The sequence below is a fragment of the Cellulosimicrobium composti genome (genome assembly GCF_009711085.1).
Lineage (GTDB): Bacteria > Actinomycetota > Actinomycetes > Actinomycetales > Cellulomonadaceae > Cellulosimicrobium > Cellulosimicrobium composti.
This window is the reverse complement of record NZ_WMKA01000003.1, coordinates 61293-79554: the sequence shown is the minus strand read 5'-3', so window position 1 is coordinate 79554 and position 18262 is coordinate 61293. Positions and strand designations below refer to the sequence as shown.

Below are 18262 nucleotides of genomic sequence, written 5' to 3'. Positions count from 1 at the left end.
GGTCAGGCGGGGAGCCGGTAGAGCGCGCCGCCCGGCCCGTCCACCTGCTCGACGAGCCCGTCCTCGACGAGGCTCGCGACGCAGCGGTCGAGCTGGGCGGCGTCGTGCCACGCGCCGGCCACGACCGCGCGCGGCACGGGCCCGGGCGCGTCGCGCAGGACCGCCATGACGCGCCCGCGCGCCTGGCGGTCGGTGCCCGCCCAGGCCTGGGTGCGGCGGCGGTCGGCGTGCTCGTCGCCGGGCCGCCCGGCGCGCCGCCACGCGCACGCGTCGCGCACCGGGCACGCCCCGCACCGGGGACCGCGGGCGGTGCACACGAGCGCGCCCAGCTCCATCGACGCGGCGGCCCACAGCACCGCGTCCTCGTCCCCGGGCGGCGCCACCGCGGCGGCGGTCGCGCGCTCGGCCGCCGTGTACGACGGCGCAGGCAGCGCGACGCCCCCGACGGCGCGCGCGAGCACGCGGCGCACGTTCGTGTCGACGACGACGGCGCGGCGCCCGTGCGCGAACGCGGTCACCGCCGCGGCGGTGTACTCCCCGACGCCCGGCAGCGCGCGCAGCGCCGCCTCGCCGCGGGGCACCTGGCCGCCGTGCCGCTCGACGACAGCGCGCGCGCACTCCTGCAGGCGCAGCGCGCGGCGCGGGTAGCCGAGGCGCCCCCAGGCGCGCAGCACGTCCGCCGTCGGCGCCGCCGCGAGGTCCGCCGGCTCCGGCCACCGGTCCATCCACGCGCGCCACACGGGCTCGACGCGCACGACCGGGGTCTGCTGGAGCATGACCTCGCTCACGAGGACGCCCCACGCCGTGCGGTCCGCGGCGCGCCACGGCAGGTCGCGCGCCGTCTCGGCGAACCAGCGCCCGACGGCGTCGCGCAGCCCGGCGTACGCGTCGGGCGTCGCCGGGTCCGGCGTCGTGGGGGCCGGCGACGCGGCGTCGGACGTCGCGGCGGCGGACGTCGCGGCGGCGGACAACGGGGCAGCGGCCGTCCGGGCGGGGCGCACCGCGGTCATGGGAGACGGTCGTCCTCTCGGTGGGCGCGCGGCACCTCGGGGGAGCGGCGGGGGAGCGGGGGCACGGGCCATTCTGCCCCGACCTGGGCCGTCGTCGGCGCGGCACCGGCCGAGGCGGCTGCCCCCGCGGATACCGTGGGCGACGACCAGCACCACCACGACGGAGGACCCGTGAGCACGCCGCGGACCGACCGCGCCCCCCGGCCCAGCAGCAGCCCGCGCACCGGGCCCGGCCGCAGGCCCACCCGCGGGGCCCTGCTGCGGCGCCGTCTCGTCGCGCTCCTCCTGCTCGCCGCCCTCGTCGTCGGGCTCGTCCTGCTCGGGCAGGTCGTCGTGCGCGCCGTCGTGCCGCTCCTCGACCGCGACGCCGTCGCCCAGGAGGGGAAGTCGGCGCCGCCCACGCCCGACGCCCCCGGACCGCCCCAGGACTGCACGGCCGCGTCGCTCGAGCTGGCGCTCGCGGCCAGCGCCACGGAGTACGAGCCCGGCCGCGCCGTCCAGCTCGACGTGACCGTCCGGCAGTCGGGCGGCCGTCCGTGCCTCGTCGACGGCTCGGACGCCGGCCGCCAGGTGCTCGTCTACGCGGGCGACGAGCTCGTCTGGTCGTCCGCGCACTGCGGCTCGACGGAGCGCCTTCTGCTCATGAGCACCGGCGACGAGGACCCGTCGCGGCTCGTGCGCTGGGACCGGCACCGGTCCGTCGAGGGCTGCGCCCCCGACCAGCCGGAGGTCGGGCCCGGGACCTACACCGCGGTCCTGAGCATCGCGGGCGTCGAGGGCGCGACGAGCGAGCCCGTGACGTTCACCCTGCTCCCGCCGCCCGAACCCACGCCCGACCCGGAGGCCACGACGCCGCCGGCCACGGACGGCGCGACCCCGGCGGACGGCGCGACCGCGCCGGAGGAGGCGACCGCGCCCACCGAGGGGTGATCTCGCCCGTCGGGCGTGACTTCGGCCGCCGAGGGTGGGCCGCGCGCCGGAGGTGACGCCGCCGCCCGTCGGGGTCGCCGCACCCGCTGGCGCCGCCGCACCCGCCGGAGCGGGCGACGCCGGCGGTGCGTCGATCGTGGCCCGTTCACCCGCCCGGCGCCTGACCTCACCGGACGGTGTGAAAGCGATGACCACTCGCTTTCGGAGGTTTGCCTCCCACCTCCATCGGCCTGAGAGTGAGATTGCGTCGCAGGAACCAAGAACACCGGCATACCAACGAAAGTGTCCGCTCGAGGCCCGACGGTCTCGACGTTTCGCCTCCCGAAGTCGAGACCGAAAACCATTGCGGTCGAGCGATCCGGCTGGTTGACTGGCTCGCGACTGGCGACCTCACCGCGGAGGGCGCCGGGGCGCTCGCCCCGGCACGAGCGCTCCGCGGTGCGGCGCGAGCAGGACGACGAACGAGGTCATGCGTCCCGGGCAGGGCGGGCGGACGAGGCGGTCCGCCCGCGCGACGCGCGTCCGCGACGTCGTCCCGAGACGGTTCCGGTTCCCGATGGAGAGGACTTGGTGATGTCGGGGAGAGCGTTCAGAAGGGTCGTCGCCTCGGCGATGACAGGGGCGATGGCCGTGACCGGCGTCGCCCTGGTGGCACCGGCGGCGCAGGCCGACGTCGTGCCGGGCAACGAGAGCGACATCGGCGTCTACACGAGCGGCACGACCGACTCGATGGACATCGGTGACCCGGTCTACTCGAACCTGGGTCCGGTCGCCGCGGCGCTCGAGCCCGGCGTGCCGTGGACCGCCGGGTCGATGCACGGGTCGATCTTCGACAAGGACCTCGCCGCGGGAGGCACGGACTACTACCTCGACCGCGTGCTCGGGGTGAGCGGCACGTCCGGCAACAACGTGCTGCAGACGCGCGGGCGCTCGCTGCACATGCGCGGCAACAGCAACTGGGGAGTCATGGGCTTCGCCGGGTCTGCGTTCGCGGGCGGCCCCAACAACCTCGGCAACCTCTACACCGTGACGGTGCCGGGGCAGACGGTCACCGAGGTCGGGGCCCAGCGCTTCAACGCGCCGAGCCACGCGAAGGCGCGCTACACCGTCGGGTCGACGGGCGTCGTCGCGGACCTCAAGAAGCTCATCACGTACGACAACGTGGCGCTGTCCGCCATCACGTTCAGCAACCCGGGCACGAGCGACGTGACGTTCACCGTCCGGGCGTCGTCGCCGCTCGCGACGACGTCCACGGAGTCCGCGGACGAGCTGACGGGCACGCGCACCCTGACGAGCGGCGCGAACAACGGGCTCGTCGACACGCCGTGGGCCGACGTGACGATCGGGCTCAAGGCACCCGGGTTCGAGCGCTCGGGCACCAACCTGGACCGTGAGGTCACCGTCCCCGCCGGGGGCTCGGTCGACCTCTCCGTCGTCGGTGTCCTCTCCAGCGACACGCTCCCGGAGTCCGTGAAGAGCTTCCACGAGTACGCCGAGCTCGCGCCCGCGGACGCGTTCCGCACGGGCGTGACGGCGTTCAACCGGCAGTGGGCGCAGGACATCCCCTACATCGACGTGCCGGACCCGGCGGTCGAGAAGGCGATCGTGTACCGCTGGTGGGGCGAGCGGTACAACAGCCTCGACGCGAACGAGCCGGGCTACGTCTACCAGTACCCGACGACGATCGAGGGCGTGAACCTCTACCAGAACGCGGTGGCGCTCACGCAGCCCATGCACCTGCAGGACACCAAGTGGATCCGCAACCCGTACCTCGGCTACGGGCAGATCCTCAACATCGGCGAGCTGTCCGGGGCGTCCGCGTTCCTCGACAGCCCGGGGCACACGAGCTGGAACAACCACTACTCGCAGTACCTCGGCACCGCGGGCCTCGAGGCGTACAACGTGCACGGCGGCGGTCCGGCGGTCGCCGAGCGCTTCGCGACGTACTTCGAGGGCGACGGCACGGGGCAGCTCGAGCACTACGACGGCAACGGTGACGGGCTCATCGCGTACGACACCAACTACATGCCCGGCAACGACGCCGACGCGATCAGCTTCGGGTACCCCAAGGTGAACGCGGGCGCCCCGGGTGCGCGCACGATCGAGCGGCCCGAGTCGGCCTACGTGTGGGGCGCGTTCGACGCGGCGCGCCAGCTCTACGCGATGGCCGGGGCGGACCCGGCGAAGGTCGCGGAGATGGGCGAGACCGCGGACGAGATCCGCGACGCGATCCTCGGCCGCCTGTGGAGCGAGGAGATGCGCATGTTCCTCGCCGGCACGTCGCACGGTGCGACGTCCGGCGGTGCCCAGAACCCGCTCAGCGCCGCCGAGCGCGACCTCATCCCGGCGAAGGAGTCGAACCTCTACGACATCTACGCCGAGAACCTCATCCCGTTCGAGGACGCCGACCAGTACGTCGACGGCTTCCGCTTCCTGCGGTACGGCGACAACTTCCCGATCTTCCCGTTCTACACGGCCAACCAGTACGACCGGGCCAAGTTCGGGATCGGCGGCTCCAACAACTTCTCCAACATCAACTTCACGGTCCAGTACCGCGGCGTGCGCTCCGCGCTGCGGCACTACGACCCCGACCACACGTACATCACCCCCGAGTACGCCGCGAAGCTGCTCGACTGGATGGCGTGGAGCATCTACCCGAACGGCAACGCGCTCGTGCCCAACCAGGCCGAGTACTACTCGAACTGGAACCCGAGCACGCGCACGTTCAACCGCAACAACCCCAACCACGTGATGCTCGGCAACATGAACTACATCTACGTCGAGGACATGGGCGGCATCCAGCCGCGGTCCGACGACAAGATCGAGCTCTGGCCGATCGACCTCGGGTACGAGCACTTCATGGTCAACAACCTGCGCTACCACGGCCACGACGTGACGATCGTGTGGGACGAGGACGGGTCGCACTACGGCCTCGGGGCGGGGTACAGCCTGTTCGTCGACGGGGAGCGCAAGGCCGCTGCCGACGCGCTCGGCCGTTTCGTCTACGACCCGGCGGCGAACGAGGTCGTCGAGTCCGACGCGGGCCTCGCGGTCGAGGTCGTCGCGGACGAGGGCGCCGACGTGCCCACGGCCGTGGACACCCCGATCGAGGACGAGCGCGTCGTCGCGTACCTCAGGACGGCGGGCATCGACCTCACCGAGGACGCGGGCAACCTCGCGCGCGGCGCCGAGCTGTCGTCGTCGGCCACCCAGCAGGGCGCACGCCCGACGCCGTGGCGCCAGTTCCACACCCCGGGCTGGAGCACGGGCTCGATGAACTACACGACGGGCGCGATCAAGGAGACCGAGCGGCCGGTGTCGCTCGCCGCGGTCACCGACGGCAGCACGGCCAACGAGCCCTACTGGGGCAACTACGGCACCGAGGGCGACACGGGCTACGTCGAGCTCGACCTCGGCGAGCCCACGACGTTCGACAACGTCAAGGTCTGGTTCGTCAGCGACCGGCAGGCCGGCGGGTACCGCGAGCCGTTGCGGTACTCGATCCAGGTGCCCGACGGCTCGGGCGGCTGGACGTCGGTCCCCGACACCTTCAAGGCGCCGAAGATCCCGGGCCCGAAGTTCAACGAGGCGCTCTTCGAGGCCGTGACGACGGACAAGGTCCGCGTCGCGTTCACGAACACGCCGTCGTTCTGGACGGCGATCTCGGAGATCCAGGTGTTCGACTCGGGCCGCGACGTGCCCGAGGTCGTCAACGACGCCCCGACGGTCGGCGTGACCGTCGACCGGTCGAAGGACGGCAACCTGTCCACGACGCTCGTCGGCACCGTGACCGACGACGGCATCCCCGAGGACGGCACGATCGAGTACGGGTGGTCGACGGTCTCGGCGCCCGACGGCGCGGGCGTCATCTTCGGCGACGCCGGCTCCCTCACCACGACGGTGACGGGCACGGTCGCGGGCGAGTACGTCTTCCGCCTCACGGCGTCGGACGGCGAGCTCACGACCGAGCGCGACGTCGAGGTCGAGCTCACCGAGAAGGCGACGTCCGCCGAGTTCGGTGCGCTCGCGACGATCACGACGAGCGGGTCGGCGTCGTGGGAGAACCCGCTGCGCGTCAACGAGTCGTCGACCCCGGGGAGCTCGAACCCCGGGACGGGTCAGGGCTGGGGCACGTGGGGTCAGCCGGCCAACGGGACGAGCCCGCAGACCGCGGCGTGGATCCGGTACGCGTGGCAGTCGCCGGTGCTCGTCGCGTCGACCGACATCTACTGGTACGACGACAACGGCGGGACGCGCATGCCGCGCGCGGACACGTACACCGTCGAGTACTCGCAGGACGGCACGAGCTGGACGCCCGTCACCCTCACCGGCGGCTCCACGTACGCGGGCGCGCTCCAGCGCAACGCGTACAACCATCTCGAGTTCGAGCCCGTCGAGGCGAGCTACCTGCGCGTGCGCATCACCGGCGTGCAGGGCAGCGGTGCCGGGACCGGCATCCTGCGCTGGCGCGTCAACGGCGACACCGTGGACTCCGTCGCGAGCCCGGTGATCCTCCGCACGGTGACGGGCGAGGTGCCCGAGCTGCCGGCGTCGCTCGACGTCGTCTACTCCAGCGGGCGCCGGGGCGCGGTCGACTTCACGTGGCAGCCGATCACGCCGGCCATGGTGGCGGAGACCAACGTCGAGCCCTTCACGGTCTACGGCACGAACACGACGTACGGCCTCATCGCCGAGGCGCAGGTCTACGTGCGGCCGGAGAGCTCGCAGGGCGGCATCTCGATCCAGGGCGCCGAGCAGTTCGAGCAGAGCGTCGACGTCGGCGAGCAGCCCTGGCTGCCCACGAAGGTCCTCGTCTCCTACAACGACGGATCGCGCGACAACCAGGCGATCGGCGTCGAGTGGGACTACGACGAGTCGGTCGTGGAGACGCCGGGCGTGTACGTGATCCGGGGTGACCTCGTCCTGCCGGACTACGTGAGCACGGCGGGCACGACGTCCACGACGCTCACCCTCACCGTGGGCGACGGCGTCCCGGCGGGCCCGGCGGTGAGCGTCACGGCCGAGACCCGCTGCCTCGCAGGCAAGGTCTACGTCGCGGTCCGTGCGCAGAACGACGACGAGGTGCCGCTCACGGTCCGGCTCGACACGCCGTTCGGCACGAAGACCGTCAACGGCGTCGAGCCGGGCGCGAACGCCTACCAGTCGTTCGCGTCGCGCGTGGCGTCGGTCGAGGCCGGTGAGGTCACGGTGGTGGCCACCGACGCCGAGGGGAGGTCGACGACGGTCGCCGAGCAGTACGACGCGCGCACCTGCGGCTGAGCCGCCAGGTACCGCTGCCCCGAACACGGGGCTCCGCGGTCGCGAACACGGGGTTGATGTCGTTATCGACGGGATGACGACATCAACCCCGTGTTCGGCGGGTGGGCCGTATGGCAGCCGGGATCGCGTCAGCGGCGGGCGAGGGCCCAGCGGAAGGCGTTGCGCAGGAGGTACGAGCCGTCGGGCCGGCGGAACGGCCGGGCGGCCGCGAGGACGTCGGGGCGCAGCTCGGCGCGCAGCTCGTCGGACTCGCCGAACATGATCGCGGCGACGAGCTCGTCGGCGTCGGCGAGCACCATGGGCGCCGGGGCGAGCTGCTCGGTCTCCAGGGTGAAGCCGTGCTCGGCCAGGAGCGCCCCGACGTGCCCCTCCTCGCGCGTCTCGTCGCTCGGCTCGTGGTCCTCGCCCGCGACGACGCGCTCGAGCACCGTGAGCTCGTTGAGGTCGTCCTCGGCCCACGTCGCGACGGCCACGGCGGCGCCGACACGGCGGCACTCGACGAGCGTCTGCGCGACGTCGGTGAACGCGAGCGCGTTGACGAGCGCCACGAGGTCGAAGGAGTCGTCGGGCCACGGGAGGCGCTCGGCGTGCGCGACGCGCAGGTCCGCGTCCGGGCTCCGGCGCCGGGCGACGTCGATCATGCCCTCGGCCGCGTCGCACCCGGCGGCCTCGGCCCCGCGCTCGACGGCCATGGCCACGAGCTCGCCCGTGCCGCACCCGACGTCGAGCACGCGCGTGCCGGGCCCGACGCGAGCCGCGTCGAGGATCGCGTGCTGGGCCGGGGCGGCGGCAGGCGCCCACCAGCGCGCCCAGGCGTCGGCCAGGGCCGACCACTCGTCGACGTGGTCCACGGTCCCCCTCCGTGCGGTCTCGTCGTGCGGACGGTCCGGCAGGTCAGACGTAGCGCTCGAGGATGCTCGACTCGGCGAGGCGCGACAGGCCCTCGCGCACGGCGCGGGCGCGCTGCTCGCCGACGCCGTCGACCGTCATGAGGTCGTCGATGCTCGCGGCGAGGAGCTTCTGGAGCCCGCCGAAGTGCGCCACGAGCCGGTCGATGATCGTCGCCGGCAGGCGCGGCACCTTCGACAGGAGCCGGTAGCCGTGCGGCGCGACGGCCGCGTCGAGCGCGTCGCCGCCCCCGGGGAGGTCGAGCACGCGGCCGATCTGGCCGAGGTCGAGGAGCTGCGTCGAGTCCAGGCCCCCGAGGGCCTTCTGGACGTCCGCGAGCGAGCGGTCCTTGCGCCCGAGGTCCACGTAGTCGCGGATGACGAACTCGCGGTCGGAGCCGATGCCGCCGATGAGCTCGTCGAGCTGGAGCGCGAGGAGGCGCCCGTCCGTGCCGAGCTCGATGACGTACCCCGCGATCTCCTCGGAGATGCGGGCGACCATCTCGAGCCGCTGCACCACCGCGCACACGTCGCGCACCGTGACGAGGTCCTCGATCTCGAGCGCGGAGAGCGTCCCGGACACCTCGTCGAGGCGCGCGCGGTAGCGCTCGAGCGTCGCGAGCGCCTGGTTGGCGCGCGACAGGATCGTGTCGGAGTCCTCCAGGACGTGGCGCTGACCGCCGACGTAGAGCGCGACGATCCGCATCGACTGGCTCACGGAGATGACGGGGAACCCGCTCTGCTTGGCCACGCGCTCCGCGGTGCGGTGCCGCGTGCCGGACTCGGTCGTCTCGATCGTCGGGTCCGGCAGGAGCTGGACGGCGGCGCGCAGGATGCGGTTGGCGTCGCGGTCGAGCACGACGGCGCCGTCCATCTTCGACAGCTCGCGCAGGCGCGTCGCCGAGAAGCCGACGTCGAGCTGGAACCCGCCCGAGCACATCTCCTCGACGACCTTGTCCAGCCCGAGCACGATGAGCGCGCCCGTCCGGCCGCGCAGGATCCGTTCGAGGCCGTCGCGGAGCTCGGTCCCGGGTGCCACGGCGGCAAGGGTCTCCCGGAGCATCTCGTCGGGGTGCGCGGGGGAGTTGGCCACGGAGGAATCCTACGCTGCGCGGTCGTCCCAGCCGCGGGAACCCGCGGGGTTGCGTCACAAACAGGTCACGATCCGGTCACGGCGTCGTCTGTGTGCTCCGTTCGCCGACCCGGGCGCCCGTCGGGGCGCTCGCGCGCGATCGTCCCGACGGGCGGACGGGTCAGGTGCGGGCGAGCTCGACGGCCTCGCCCAGGTGCCGCGCCGGCAGGATCGTCATGCCCTCGACGGGGCGGGGGAACGACCCGCGCGGCACGACGGCGCGCGTGAAGCCGAGCCGCGCGGCCTCCGCCAGCCTGCGGTCCAGGCCGGTGACGGGCCGGATGTCCCCCGCGAGCCCGACCTCGCCGAACGCGACCGTGCCCTGCGGCAGGGCCTCGTCCTCGCGCGCGGAGAGCACGGCGAGCGCGATCGAGAGGTCGGCGGCGGGCTCGGTCACCTTGGCCCCGCCGACGGTCGACGCGTACACGTCCTGGTCGACGAGCCGGACGCCCGCGTGCCGGTGCATGACGGCGAGGATCATCGCGAGGCGGCTGGAGTCCACGCCGCTCGTGGTGCGGCGCGGGTTCGTCAGCGAGCTCGGCACGACGAGCGACTGGATCTCCAGGGCGAGCGGCCGCCGGCCCTCGAGCGTGACGGTCACGCACGTGCCGGGCACGCCGGCACCCGTGTGCGAGAGGAACAGGCCGCTCGGGTCGGCGAGCCCGACGATGCCGTTCTCGGTGAGGTCGAAGCAGCCGACCTCGTCCGTGGGCCCGTAGCGGTTCTTCACGGCGCGCACGAGCCGCAGGCGCGAGTGGCGGTCGCCCTCGAACTGGCACACGACGTCGACGAGGTGCTCGAGCGTGCGCGGCCCGGCGACCGAGCCGTCCTTGGTCACGTGGCCCACGAGGATCACCGGGAGGTCGCGCGCCTTCGCCGCGGCGATGAGCGACGCGGCGACCTCGCGCACCTGGCTCACGCCGCCGGGCGCGCCCTCGACGAGCGCGGACGCGATCGTCTGCACCGAGTCCACGACGAGCAGGTCGGGCTCCGTCGCCTCGATGTGGCCGAGGACGGTGGCGAGGTCCGTCTCCGCGGCGAGGAGCAGTCCGGGCGCGAGCGCCCCGACGCGCTCCGCCCGGAGCCGGACCTGCCCGGCCGACTCCTCGCCCGTGACGTACAGGACGCGGCGCGGGGACGGCGTCGGGCGGCGGGCCTCGGCGGGCGCGCGCTCGCCGGCGGGCCGCACCGTCGGCAGGTCCGAGCCGCCCGCGGCGACGTTGCTCGCGACCGCGAGCAGGAGCGTCGACTTGCCGACGCCGGGCTCCCCGGCGAGGAGCACGACGGCGCCCGGGACGATGCCGCCACCGAGGACACGGTCGAACTCGGAGACGCCGGTCGGGGTGGCGCGGGCCGCCTCGACGCTGATCTCGCCGATGGGGCGCGCGGGGGAGCGGCTCGGCGTCACGGCCGTCGTGCGCGGCCCGGAAGCGGCCGGCGCGTCCTCCGTCACCGTGCCCCACTCCTGGCACTCGCCGCAGCGGCCCACCCACTTGGCGGTGGTCCACCCGCACTCGCTGCAGCGGTAGGCGGGGCGGGCGCGCTTGCCGGCCGCGGAGCGGGCCTGGGCGGTCGAGGAGGTCACGCGCCCAACCTAGCCACGACCCCCGACACCGCCCGCGCCCGCCGCGCCCGCCGCGCCGGGCGCACGGCCGCGCGGGATGCTGGAGCCATGCGCCGGCTCCCGCACGACAGCCCGTGGTGGACGCTCGTCCTCACGGTCGCGTCGACGACGGCGTGCCTCACCGTGTACTACGGCGTCCCGCTCCCGCGCGACGCGGCCCCCGAGGTCGTGCAGGTCGTCGTCTTCGCGGCGGGGCTCGGCCTGCTGTGCGCGCTGCTCGTGGTCCAGGTGCGCCGCCAGCTGCGCGCATGGACGACGCCGAGCGTGCGCGTGCAATCCGTGATGGGCCTGCTCCTGCCGGTCGTCACGTTCTTCGCGCTCGCCTACTACCTCATGGCCGACCAGTTCGTCGGGATCGAGAACCGGACGGACGCGCTGTACTTCGCGGTCGTGACGCTCGGGACCGTCGGGTTCGGCGACGTCCACCCGACGGGCGAGGCGGCGAAGATCGTCACGATGGTGCAGATCGCGCTCGACCTCGTCGTCGTCGGCGTGCTCGTCTCCATCGCGACGTCGCGCGCGCAGGCTCGCGTCGGGCGGCGCGAGGGGTCGCCGCATCCCGAAAAGTAGCGGCTCGACGTTTCCGCGGCGCGCGCGGGCCCGGCGCCCCGTCACGGCCGACGCGGCGCGCCGTCCTGCGGTTCTCCGGCGAGTCACCGAGCCGTCTGCGGCCGCGGGCGCCGAAACCTCCGCCAGCCTCACCGAAAACCATTGCGATCATGTTTCCGGATATGGCATGGTCGGCAGCGGACGACCGGCTCGACGACGAGAGGTGCACGCCCGTGACGACGCGAGCGCGACCACGGCCCCCCGACGTACCCGCGGTGCCGCCACGACGGCGGTGACGCGACGGCGGTGACGCGTCCGACCCCCGCCCGGCGGGGGCGTCGCCGCCGTCCCCGACCGCACCGCACGCGGTCGGACGCCCGCCGGCACGGGCCCCACGACCGTGCGCCCCGGGAGCCGAGGGAACTCCCGGGGCGCACGACCTCCCCGCACGACCCGCCGGCCCGCGCCGTGCGCGGCCCCGACCGTCAGGAGACCAGGCCATGACCGACAGACCCACCACCCGGCCGTCGCGCGGGCGCAGCCCCGCCCGGCGACCGGTCGCGACCGCGCTGAGCGCGGCGCTCGCGCTCACCGGGCTCGCGGCGACCGCCGAGCCGGCGGCCGCGGCCGACCCGTACACGTTCACGAGCACGCAGAACCCGATCCTCGGCGACGGCAGCTACTACTCGGCCGACCCGGCGCCGCTCGTCGTCCCAGCGGGCGCTCCCGGCAACGACACCGCGACCGACCAGCTGTACGTCTACACCGGGCACGACGAGGCCGGCCCGACGCGCAACGACTTCGTCATGAACGAGTGGGGCGCGTTCGTGACGAGCGACGTCGACGCGGGCGAGTGGACCCACCACCCGTCGCTCATGCGGCCCGAGCAGGTCTTCGACTGGGCCACGCCGGGCCGCGCGTACGCGGGCCAGGTCGTCCGGGGCGTGGACGGCCGCTACTACTGGTACGTGCCGGTCAACGAGGCGGACAGCCCCGCGAGCGACGCGTTCGGCATCGGCGTCGCGGTCTCGGACACCCCGACCGGTCCGTGGACCGACCACGTGGGCGGACCGATCATCTCCCAGCGCGTGCCGACGCCGAACACGATCCACAACATCGACCCGACGGTGCTCGTCGACGGCGAGGGCGACGACGCCCGCGTCTACGTCTGGTGGGGCAGCTTCTCGAACCTGCGCATGCTCGAGCTCGCGCAGGACATGAAGACCCCGGTCGGGCAGGTCCGCACGGTCACCGGTCTCACCGGCTTCTTCGAGGCGGCGTGGGCGTTCGAGCGCGACGGGACCTACTACCTGGCGTACGCCGGCAACAACGCCGGGCCGACGTCGTCGTGCACGCCCGCGAACTACCACGCGTGCATCGCGTACGGCACGGCGACGTCGCCGCAGGGCCCGTGGACGTACCGGGGGACGATCCTCGCGCCGGTGTCGTCGACGACGAGCCACCCCGGCATCGTCGAGCTCGACGGCGAGTGGTGGATCGCGTACCACACGGCCGACGCCGAGGGCGGCAACCACTTCCGCCGCTCGGTCGCGATCGACCGCGTCGAGTGGGACGACACCCAGTCGCCCCCGCGCATGAAGCAGGTCGTCACGACGCCGCCGAAGGCCAAGGACGCGACCCCGCGGGCGAACGTCGCGCAGGAGGCGACGGTCACGGTGTCGAACGAGCCCGTGCCCACGCAGTACTGGAAGAAGGCGCTCAACGACGAGATCGTGCGGCCCAACCCGCTGCCCCCGGACATGTGGGGCACGTGGACGGGGAGCAACCCGCCGCAGCAGTGGGTCCAGTACACGTGGGACCAGCCGATGCGTCTCGCGGGCTCGCAGATCGAGTTCTGGAACGACCAGCCGCAGGGCACGGGGGTCGGCGTCGCGGCGCCCGCCTCGTGGCGCATCCAGTACTGGGACGCGTCCGGCGGCGGCACGTGGGTCGACGTGTCGAACCCCAGCGGGTACGGCACCGGCACGAGCGGCTTCCAGACGACGACGTTCGACCCGGTCACGACGACGCAGCTGCGCGCGGTCCTCGACGCCTCGACGAACGGCAGCACGTACTCGGCCGTCGCGGTCGAGGAGTGGAAGGTCCTCGCGGAGCAGCCCGCCGCCGTCGACCCGCCCGGCGTCACGGTCGAGGTCGGCGAGACCGACCTGCCGGGCACCGTCCCGGTGACGTTCCCGGGCGGCGAGACCCTCCAGGCCCCCGCGTTCTGGGACGAGGTCAGGGCCGACGACGTCGCCGCGCCGGGCACGTTCGCGGTCGAGGGCTCGGTGCTCGGCTACGCGGGCGGGCGCGTGAGCGTCGACGTCACGGTGATCCCGGCGGGGGCGGCCGAGGGCGACGGGACCGCGCCGACCCTCACGCTCACGCCGCTGGGCAGCGCGGGCAGCGCCGGCTGGTTCCGCTCGGACGTGCGCGTGCGGGTCGACGCCGTCGACGACTCGGGCGGCCGCGTGGTCCTCGCCACCACGGTGGACGACGGCGCCCCGGTCACCACCGAGCCGACGCGCACGACCGAGGTCGCGGTGGCCGGCGACGGCGAGCACCGGGTGCTCGCGACGGCGACCGACCGCGCGGGCAACGTCTCCGCGGAGTCGGCGCTCGACGTCCGGATCGACCGCGTCGCCCCCGTGAGCAGCGGGACGCTCGACGAGGCGGCCCGGACGGTGACGGTCACCGCGACGGACGCGACGTCCGGCGTCGCGCGCGTCGAGTACGCGATCGGCACGGGCGCGTGGCAGGCGTACGAGGGGCCGGTCGCGGCACCCGACACGAACCAGCACCGCGTGTCGTTCCGGGCCGTCGACGTGGCGGGGAACGCCGAGACGCCGCGGTCCGTGACGATCCCCGCCGACATCTCCGGCCCGCTCACGGGCAACGTCGCGCCGATCGCCACCGCGAGCGCGTCGTACACCGCCGGCTGGAACAGCCTGGGCGCGCTCAACGACGGCGCGGACCCGGCCGACCCGAGCCAGGCCCAGATCTGGGGCACGTGGTCGGGCAGCCGCCCGGCCACCCAGTGGGTCCGGTACGACTGGTCCCGCCCGGTCCGCCTCACGGGTGCCGAGCTGAAGTTCTGGCGGGACTCGAACCCGGGCAGCGGCGACGGCGTCGTGCGCCCGGACTCCTGGCTGCTCGAGTACTGGGACGACGCGGCGCAGGCGTGGGAGCCCGTGGCGGACCCGTCCGGCTACGGGACCAGCACGACCGCGTTCAACACCGTGACGTTCGAGCCCGTCACGACGTCGCGCCTGCGCGCGACGTTCACGGCGAACGGCAACGGCACCACGTACTCCGCCGTGGCGGTCACGGAGTGGCGCGTCTTCGCCGACGACCCGGGCACCGGCGGGCCGGGGCTCCCCGTCACGGCCACTGCGCAGGCGCGCTGCCTCGCGGGGAAGGCGTACGTCGCCGTGGTCGCCGCCAACGGCCACGACGCACCCGTCGACGTGGTGCTCGACACGCCGTGGGGCACGCGCGAGGTCGCGGGCGTGGCGCCGGGGAAGAACGCCTACCAGTCGTTCGCGGTCCGGGCCGCGGACGTCGCGGCGGGCACCGTCACCGTCCGCGCGACGGGCACGGCCGACGGGGCGGAGGTGACGACGCAGGTCTCGGCGGAGCACGGCGCGGTCGCCTGCGGGTGACCGGTCCGCCGGGCACCGGGACGCAGGGCGGGTGAAGCCGCACGGCGCGTGCCCGACACCCCGCGCCGGCGCGGGGTGTCGGGCACGCGCGCGTCCTACGCTTGGCCGCAGGCCCGGGCCGTGGCAGCGGGCCCGCAGGACCGACAGCACTGGAGGTGCGCGCGATGAGCCAGCCGCCCGGGCCGAGCCCCGCGGGACGTGCGCCCGCACCTGCGCGCCCGAGCGCGACGGACCGTGCGAGCGCGGCGGACCGGGCGCGGGCGGGCCGGGGCGCGACCCCGCCCGGCCCCCGCCGTCCGACCGACGCCGTCGGCGCGAGCGACCGTCGGCACTCCCGGCCCGCGTCGGCCGCGGTCTACCGGCGGCGGCGCCTCGTCGTCCTCGTCGGGCTGCTCCTCGTGGTCGGGCTCGTGGCCGCGCTCCTCGCGTGGGTGTGGCCGGGCTTCGCGCGAGCGGACGCGGCACCGCAGCCCGCGCCGACCGTGACCGTGACGGCCGAGGCGCCCACGCCGACCCTCGAGCCCGTCGCCCGCACCGGGACGTCGGCGTTCGCGACGGCGCTCCCCGACACCGTGCTCGACCTCGTGCTCCGCGCCGACCCGGCCACCGAGGCGTGGACGCCGGCGCGCGCGCTCGAGGCGTACGAGCTCGTGTACGCCGACGGCGAGGGCGACGACGCGACGACGGTCACCGTCGTCGCGGGCCAGTGGGCGACGGTGGCCGAGGCCGAGACGGCCGCGGCCGACCTCGTCGCCGCGGCGGGCGAGCCGACCGACACGGGCGACGTCGAGGTCGCCGGCGAGCGCGCCGGCACGTACGCCGTGACCCCCGCGGGCGACGGCCTGGCCACGGTCACGTGGCGCAACGGCACCGCCGTGCTCCAGGCGACGGGCCCCGCCGACGTCGTCACCGACGTCTACGCCGCGTACCCCCTCTGACGCCCCCTGCGACGCCCCTGCGACGCCCCTCTCCGACGCCACCGGGACGCGTCCGGGACGCCCCGCGTGCGACGCAGGGCGAGACGCCTGCGACCCCGCGGCGCCGCCGGGCACCCAGGTGCGCAAGAATGCCCTCACCGACCACCGGGAGCTGATCGTCCATGACCGACCCGTCGACCTCGTCGACCGTGCCCAGGCTCGCCGTGCTCGGCGCAGGCGTCATGGGCGAGACCGTCCTCGCCGGCGCCCTCGCGTCCGGGTGGCGACCCGCCGACGTCGTCGCGACCGTGCGCCGCGCCGAGCGCGGCGACGAGCTCGCGGCGCGCCACGGCGTCGCCACGACGCAGGACAACGTCGAGGCCGTGCGCGGGGCCGGCGTGGTGGTGGTCGCGGTCAAGCCGAAGGACGTCGCGGCGCTGCTCGACGAGGTGTCCGGCGCCGTGGGGGCGGGGACGGTCGTGGTGAGCGTCGTCGTCGGTCTCCCCACGTCGTTCTACGAGGAGCGGCTCCCGGCGGGCACCGCGGTCGTGCGGGTCATGCCCAACACCCCGTCCGTCGTGGGCGCGGGCGTGAGCGCGGTGAGCGGCGGCAGCGCCGCGGACGACGCCGACGTCGCGCTCGTCGAGCGGTTGCTCGCCGCGACCGGCCTCGTCGTGCGGGTCGCCGAGAAGGACCAGGACGCGGTCGGCGCGCTCTCCGGCTCCGGGCCGGCGTACGTGTTCTACGTGATCGACGCGCTCGCCGAGGCGGGCGTGCTGCTCGGGCTCACGCGGGCGACGGCGCTGGAGCTCGCGACGGCCACGGTGCACGGCGCCGCGACCATGCTGCGCGAGACCGGCGAGCACCCCGCGATCGCGCGCGAGCGCGTGTCCTCCCCGGGCGGCACGACCGTCGCGGCGCTGCGACGCCTCGACGCCGGCGGGGTGCGCGCCGCGTTCCTCGACGCGCTCGAGGCCGCGCGCGACCGGTCGGTCGAGCTCGCGGCGGCGCTCGCGGGCCCGCCGGCGCCGCCCGGGGCGACCGGCGACGAGGCCCGGGGGGCCGACCGGTGAGCGACGGCCCCTCGGCGCGCACGCGCCCGCCCGCGATGTCCGACGTCGCGCGGCTCGCCGGGGTCTCGCACCAGACGGTCTCGCGCGTGCTCAACGACCACCCGAGCGTGCGCCCCGAGACGCGCGACCGCGTGCTCGACGCGATCGCGACGCTCGGCTACCGCCGCAACAGCGCGGCGCGCGCGCTCGTGACCATGCGGTCGGGGACGATCGGCGTGGTCACCACGGGCTCGGCGCTGTACGGCCCGACGTCGACCCTCATCGCCGTCGAGGAGGCCGCGCGCGAGCAGGGCTACTTCGTGAGCGTCGCGACGATCCGGCGCTACGACGCGGACACGATGCACCGCGTGCTCGAGCACTTCATGGACCAGAGCGTCGAGGGCATCGTCGTCATCGCGCCGCAGACGGACGTCGCGGCGGCGGTCGACTCGTTCCGGGCCCCCGTGCCGGTCATCATGATCGCGGCGCGCGACCGGCCCGGCGACGGCGACCCGGCGGACCGGGTGCTGCCGAGCACCGGCGCGCTCGGCGCCCCGGGCGCGATCCTGCCCATCGCGGTCGACCAGCGACTCGGCGCGCGCCTGGCGACCGAGCACCTGCTCGGCCTCGGTCACCGCACGGTGCTGCACGTGTCCGGGCCGCTCGACTGGTTCGACGCCCGCGAGCGCGAGACCGGCTGGCGCGCGGCGCTCGAGGAGCACGGCGCGCCCGTGCCCGACCCCGTGCGCGGCGACTGGTCGTCGGACCGCGGGTACGCCGTGGGGCGCGAGCTCGCGGACGGCCTGCGCGCGGGCGACGGGCCGACGGCCGTGTTCGCGGGGAACGACCAGCTCGCGCTGGGCCTGCTCCGGGCCTTCTGGGAGCAGGGCGTGCGCGTGCCGACCGACGTGTCGGTCGTCGGGTTCGACGACGTCGCGGGCGCGGGGCACTTCATCCCGCCCCTGACGACGGTGCGCCAGCCGTTCGGGTCGCTCGGCCGGCGCTGCATGGCGATGATGATCGACGCCCTCTCCGGCGCGACCGTCCGGCCCGTGTCGATCCCGCCCGAGCTCATGGTGCGCGAGAGCACGACGACCCCGCGGGGCTGATCGGGCCACCTGGGCGACGGCACGCGCGGGGGGGAGTTGGCCTCGTCGGTTGTGAGCGCTAACATTCCATTCCAGGGACAGACCGACCTACCGAGGCGCGATGCCGCGAC

The 18262-nt window shown here is 74.7% G+C and carries 11 protein-coding genes; 7 read left to right on the top strand and 4 right to left on the bottom strand.

Features of this window, described 5'->3' with window-relative positions:
- Positions 1 to 2 precede the first annotated feature (2 nt).
- Positions 3 to 1010 (bottom strand): HhH-GPD family protein, encoded by a 1008-nt coding sequence (locus tag GJV82_RS02055; RefSeq protein ID WP_155098067.1) that lies wholly within the window; start codon positions 1008 to 1010, stop codon positions 3 to 5.
- 171 nt (positions 1011 to 1181) lie between these two features.
- Here GJV82_RS02055 and GJV82_RS02050 point away from each other — a divergent pair, with 171 nt between their 5' ends.
- On the top strand, positions 1182 to 1940 hold the full coding sequence (locus tag GJV82_RS02050; RefSeq protein WP_155098066.1) for a hypothetical protein: 759 nt from the start codon (positions 1182 to 1184) through the stop codon (positions 1938 to 1940).
- 624 nt (positions 1941 to 2564) lie between these two features.
- Positions 2565 to 7220 (top strand): galactose-binding domain-containing protein, encoded by a 4656-nt coding sequence (locus tag GJV82_RS02045; RefSeq protein WP_225873017.1) that lies wholly within the window; start codon positions 2565 to 2567, stop codon positions 7218 to 7220.
- Between the two features lie 128 nt (positions 7221 to 7348).
- On the opposite strand, the gene GJV82_RS02040 is transcribed toward GJV82_RS02045, so the two are convergent.
- The 3 genes from GJV82_RS02040 to GJV82_RS02030 all read right to left on the bottom strand — a co-directional run bounded on the left by GJV82_RS02040 (position 7349) and on the right by GJV82_RS02030 (position 10824).
- Complete coding sequence (locus tag GJV82_RS02040; protein WP_318657179.1) at positions 7349 to 8071, bottom strand: class I SAM-dependent methyltransferase; 723 nt, start codon at positions 8069 to 8071, stop codon at positions 7349 to 7351.
- A gap of 43 nt (positions 8072 to 8114) precedes the next feature.
- Positions 8115 to 9200, bottom strand: coding sequence for a DNA integrity scanning diadenylate cyclase DisA (gene disA, locus GJV82_RS02035; RefSeq protein WP_024838825.1), 1086 nt, complete (start codon positions 9198 to 9200; stop codon positions 8115 to 8117).
- A 160-nt stretch (positions 9201 to 9360) separates the two neighbouring features.
- Positions 9361 to 10824: a DNA repair protein RadA gene (locus GJV82_RS02030; RefSeq protein WP_318657178.1), complete on the bottom strand. Its 1464-nt coding sequence runs from the start codon at positions 10822 to 10824 to the stop codon at positions 9361 to 9363.
- Positions 10825 to 10911: 87 nt separating this feature from the next.
- Between GJV82_RS02030 and GJV82_RS02025 the strand changes: the two genes are divergently transcribed.
- The 5 genes from GJV82_RS02025 to GJV82_RS02005 all read left to right on the top strand — a co-directional run bounded on the left by GJV82_RS02025 (position 10912) and on the right by GJV82_RS02005 (position 18152).
- Positions 10912 to 11433, top strand: a complete 522-nt coding sequence (locus tag GJV82_RS02025) for a potassium channel family protein (RefSeq protein WP_155098064.1) — start codon at positions 10912 to 10914, stop codon at positions 11431 to 11433.
- 479 nt (positions 11434 to 11912) lie between these two features.
- Positions 11913 to 15074: a family 43 glycosylhydrolase gene (locus tag GJV82_RS02020; protein ID WP_155098063.1), complete on the top strand. Its 3162-nt coding sequence runs from the start codon at positions 11913 to 11915 to the stop codon at positions 15072 to 15074.
- Between the two features lie 164 nt (positions 15075 to 15238).
- Positions 15239 to 16012 carry a hypothetical protein gene (locus GJV82_RS02015; protein ID WP_155098062.1) on the top strand — a complete coding sequence of 258 codons (774 nt, stop codon included), beginning with the start codon at positions 15239 to 15241 and terminating at the stop codon, positions 16010 to 16012.
- A 161-nt stretch (positions 16013 to 16173) separates the two neighbouring features.
- On the top strand, positions 16174 to 17064 hold the full coding sequence (proC, locus tag GJV82_RS02010) for a pyrroline-5-carboxylate reductase (protein ID WP_155098061.1): 891 nt from the start codon (positions 16174 to 16176) through the stop codon (positions 17062 to 17064).
- A 35-nt stretch (positions 17065 to 17099) separates the two neighbouring features.
- Positions 17100 to 18152: a LacI family DNA-binding transcriptional regulator gene (locus tag GJV82_RS02005; protein ID WP_155098120.1), complete on the top strand. Its 1053-nt coding sequence runs from the start codon at positions 17100 to 17102 to the stop codon at positions 18150 to 18152.
- Positions 18153 to 18262: the final 110 nt, after the last annotated feature.

Bases quoted from the DNA above. Each gene is read 5' to 3' on its own strand.
- GJV82_RS02005 (WP_155098120.1), top strand. From the start codon at position 17,100: ATGTCCGACGTCGCGCGGCTCGCCGGGGTCTCGCACCAGACGGTCTCG.
- GJV82_RS02020 (WP_155098063.1), top strand. From the start codon at position 11,913: ATGACCGACAGACCCACCACCCGGCCGTCGCGCGGGCGCAGCCCCGCC.
- GJV82_RS02055 (WP_155098067.1), bottom strand. From the start codon at position 1,010: ATGACCGCGGTGCGCCCCGCCCGGACGGCCGCTGCCCCGTTGTCCGCC.
- proC (WP_155098061.1), top strand. From the start codon at position 16,174: ATGACCGACCCGTCGACCTCGTCGACCGTGCCCAGGCTCGCCGTGCTC.
- GJV82_RS02045 (WP_225873017.1), top strand. From the start codon at position 2,565: ATGGCCGTGACCGGCGTCGCCCTGGTGGCACCGGCGGCGCAGGCCGAC.
- GJV82_RS02025 (WP_155098064.1), top strand. From the start codon at position 10,912: ATGCGCCGGCTCCCGCACGACAGCCCGTGGTGGACGCTCGTCCTCACG.
- GJV82_RS02015 (WP_155098062.1), top strand. From the start codon at position 15,239: ATGAGCCAGCCGCCCGGGCCGAGCCCCGCGGGACGTGCGCCCGCACCT.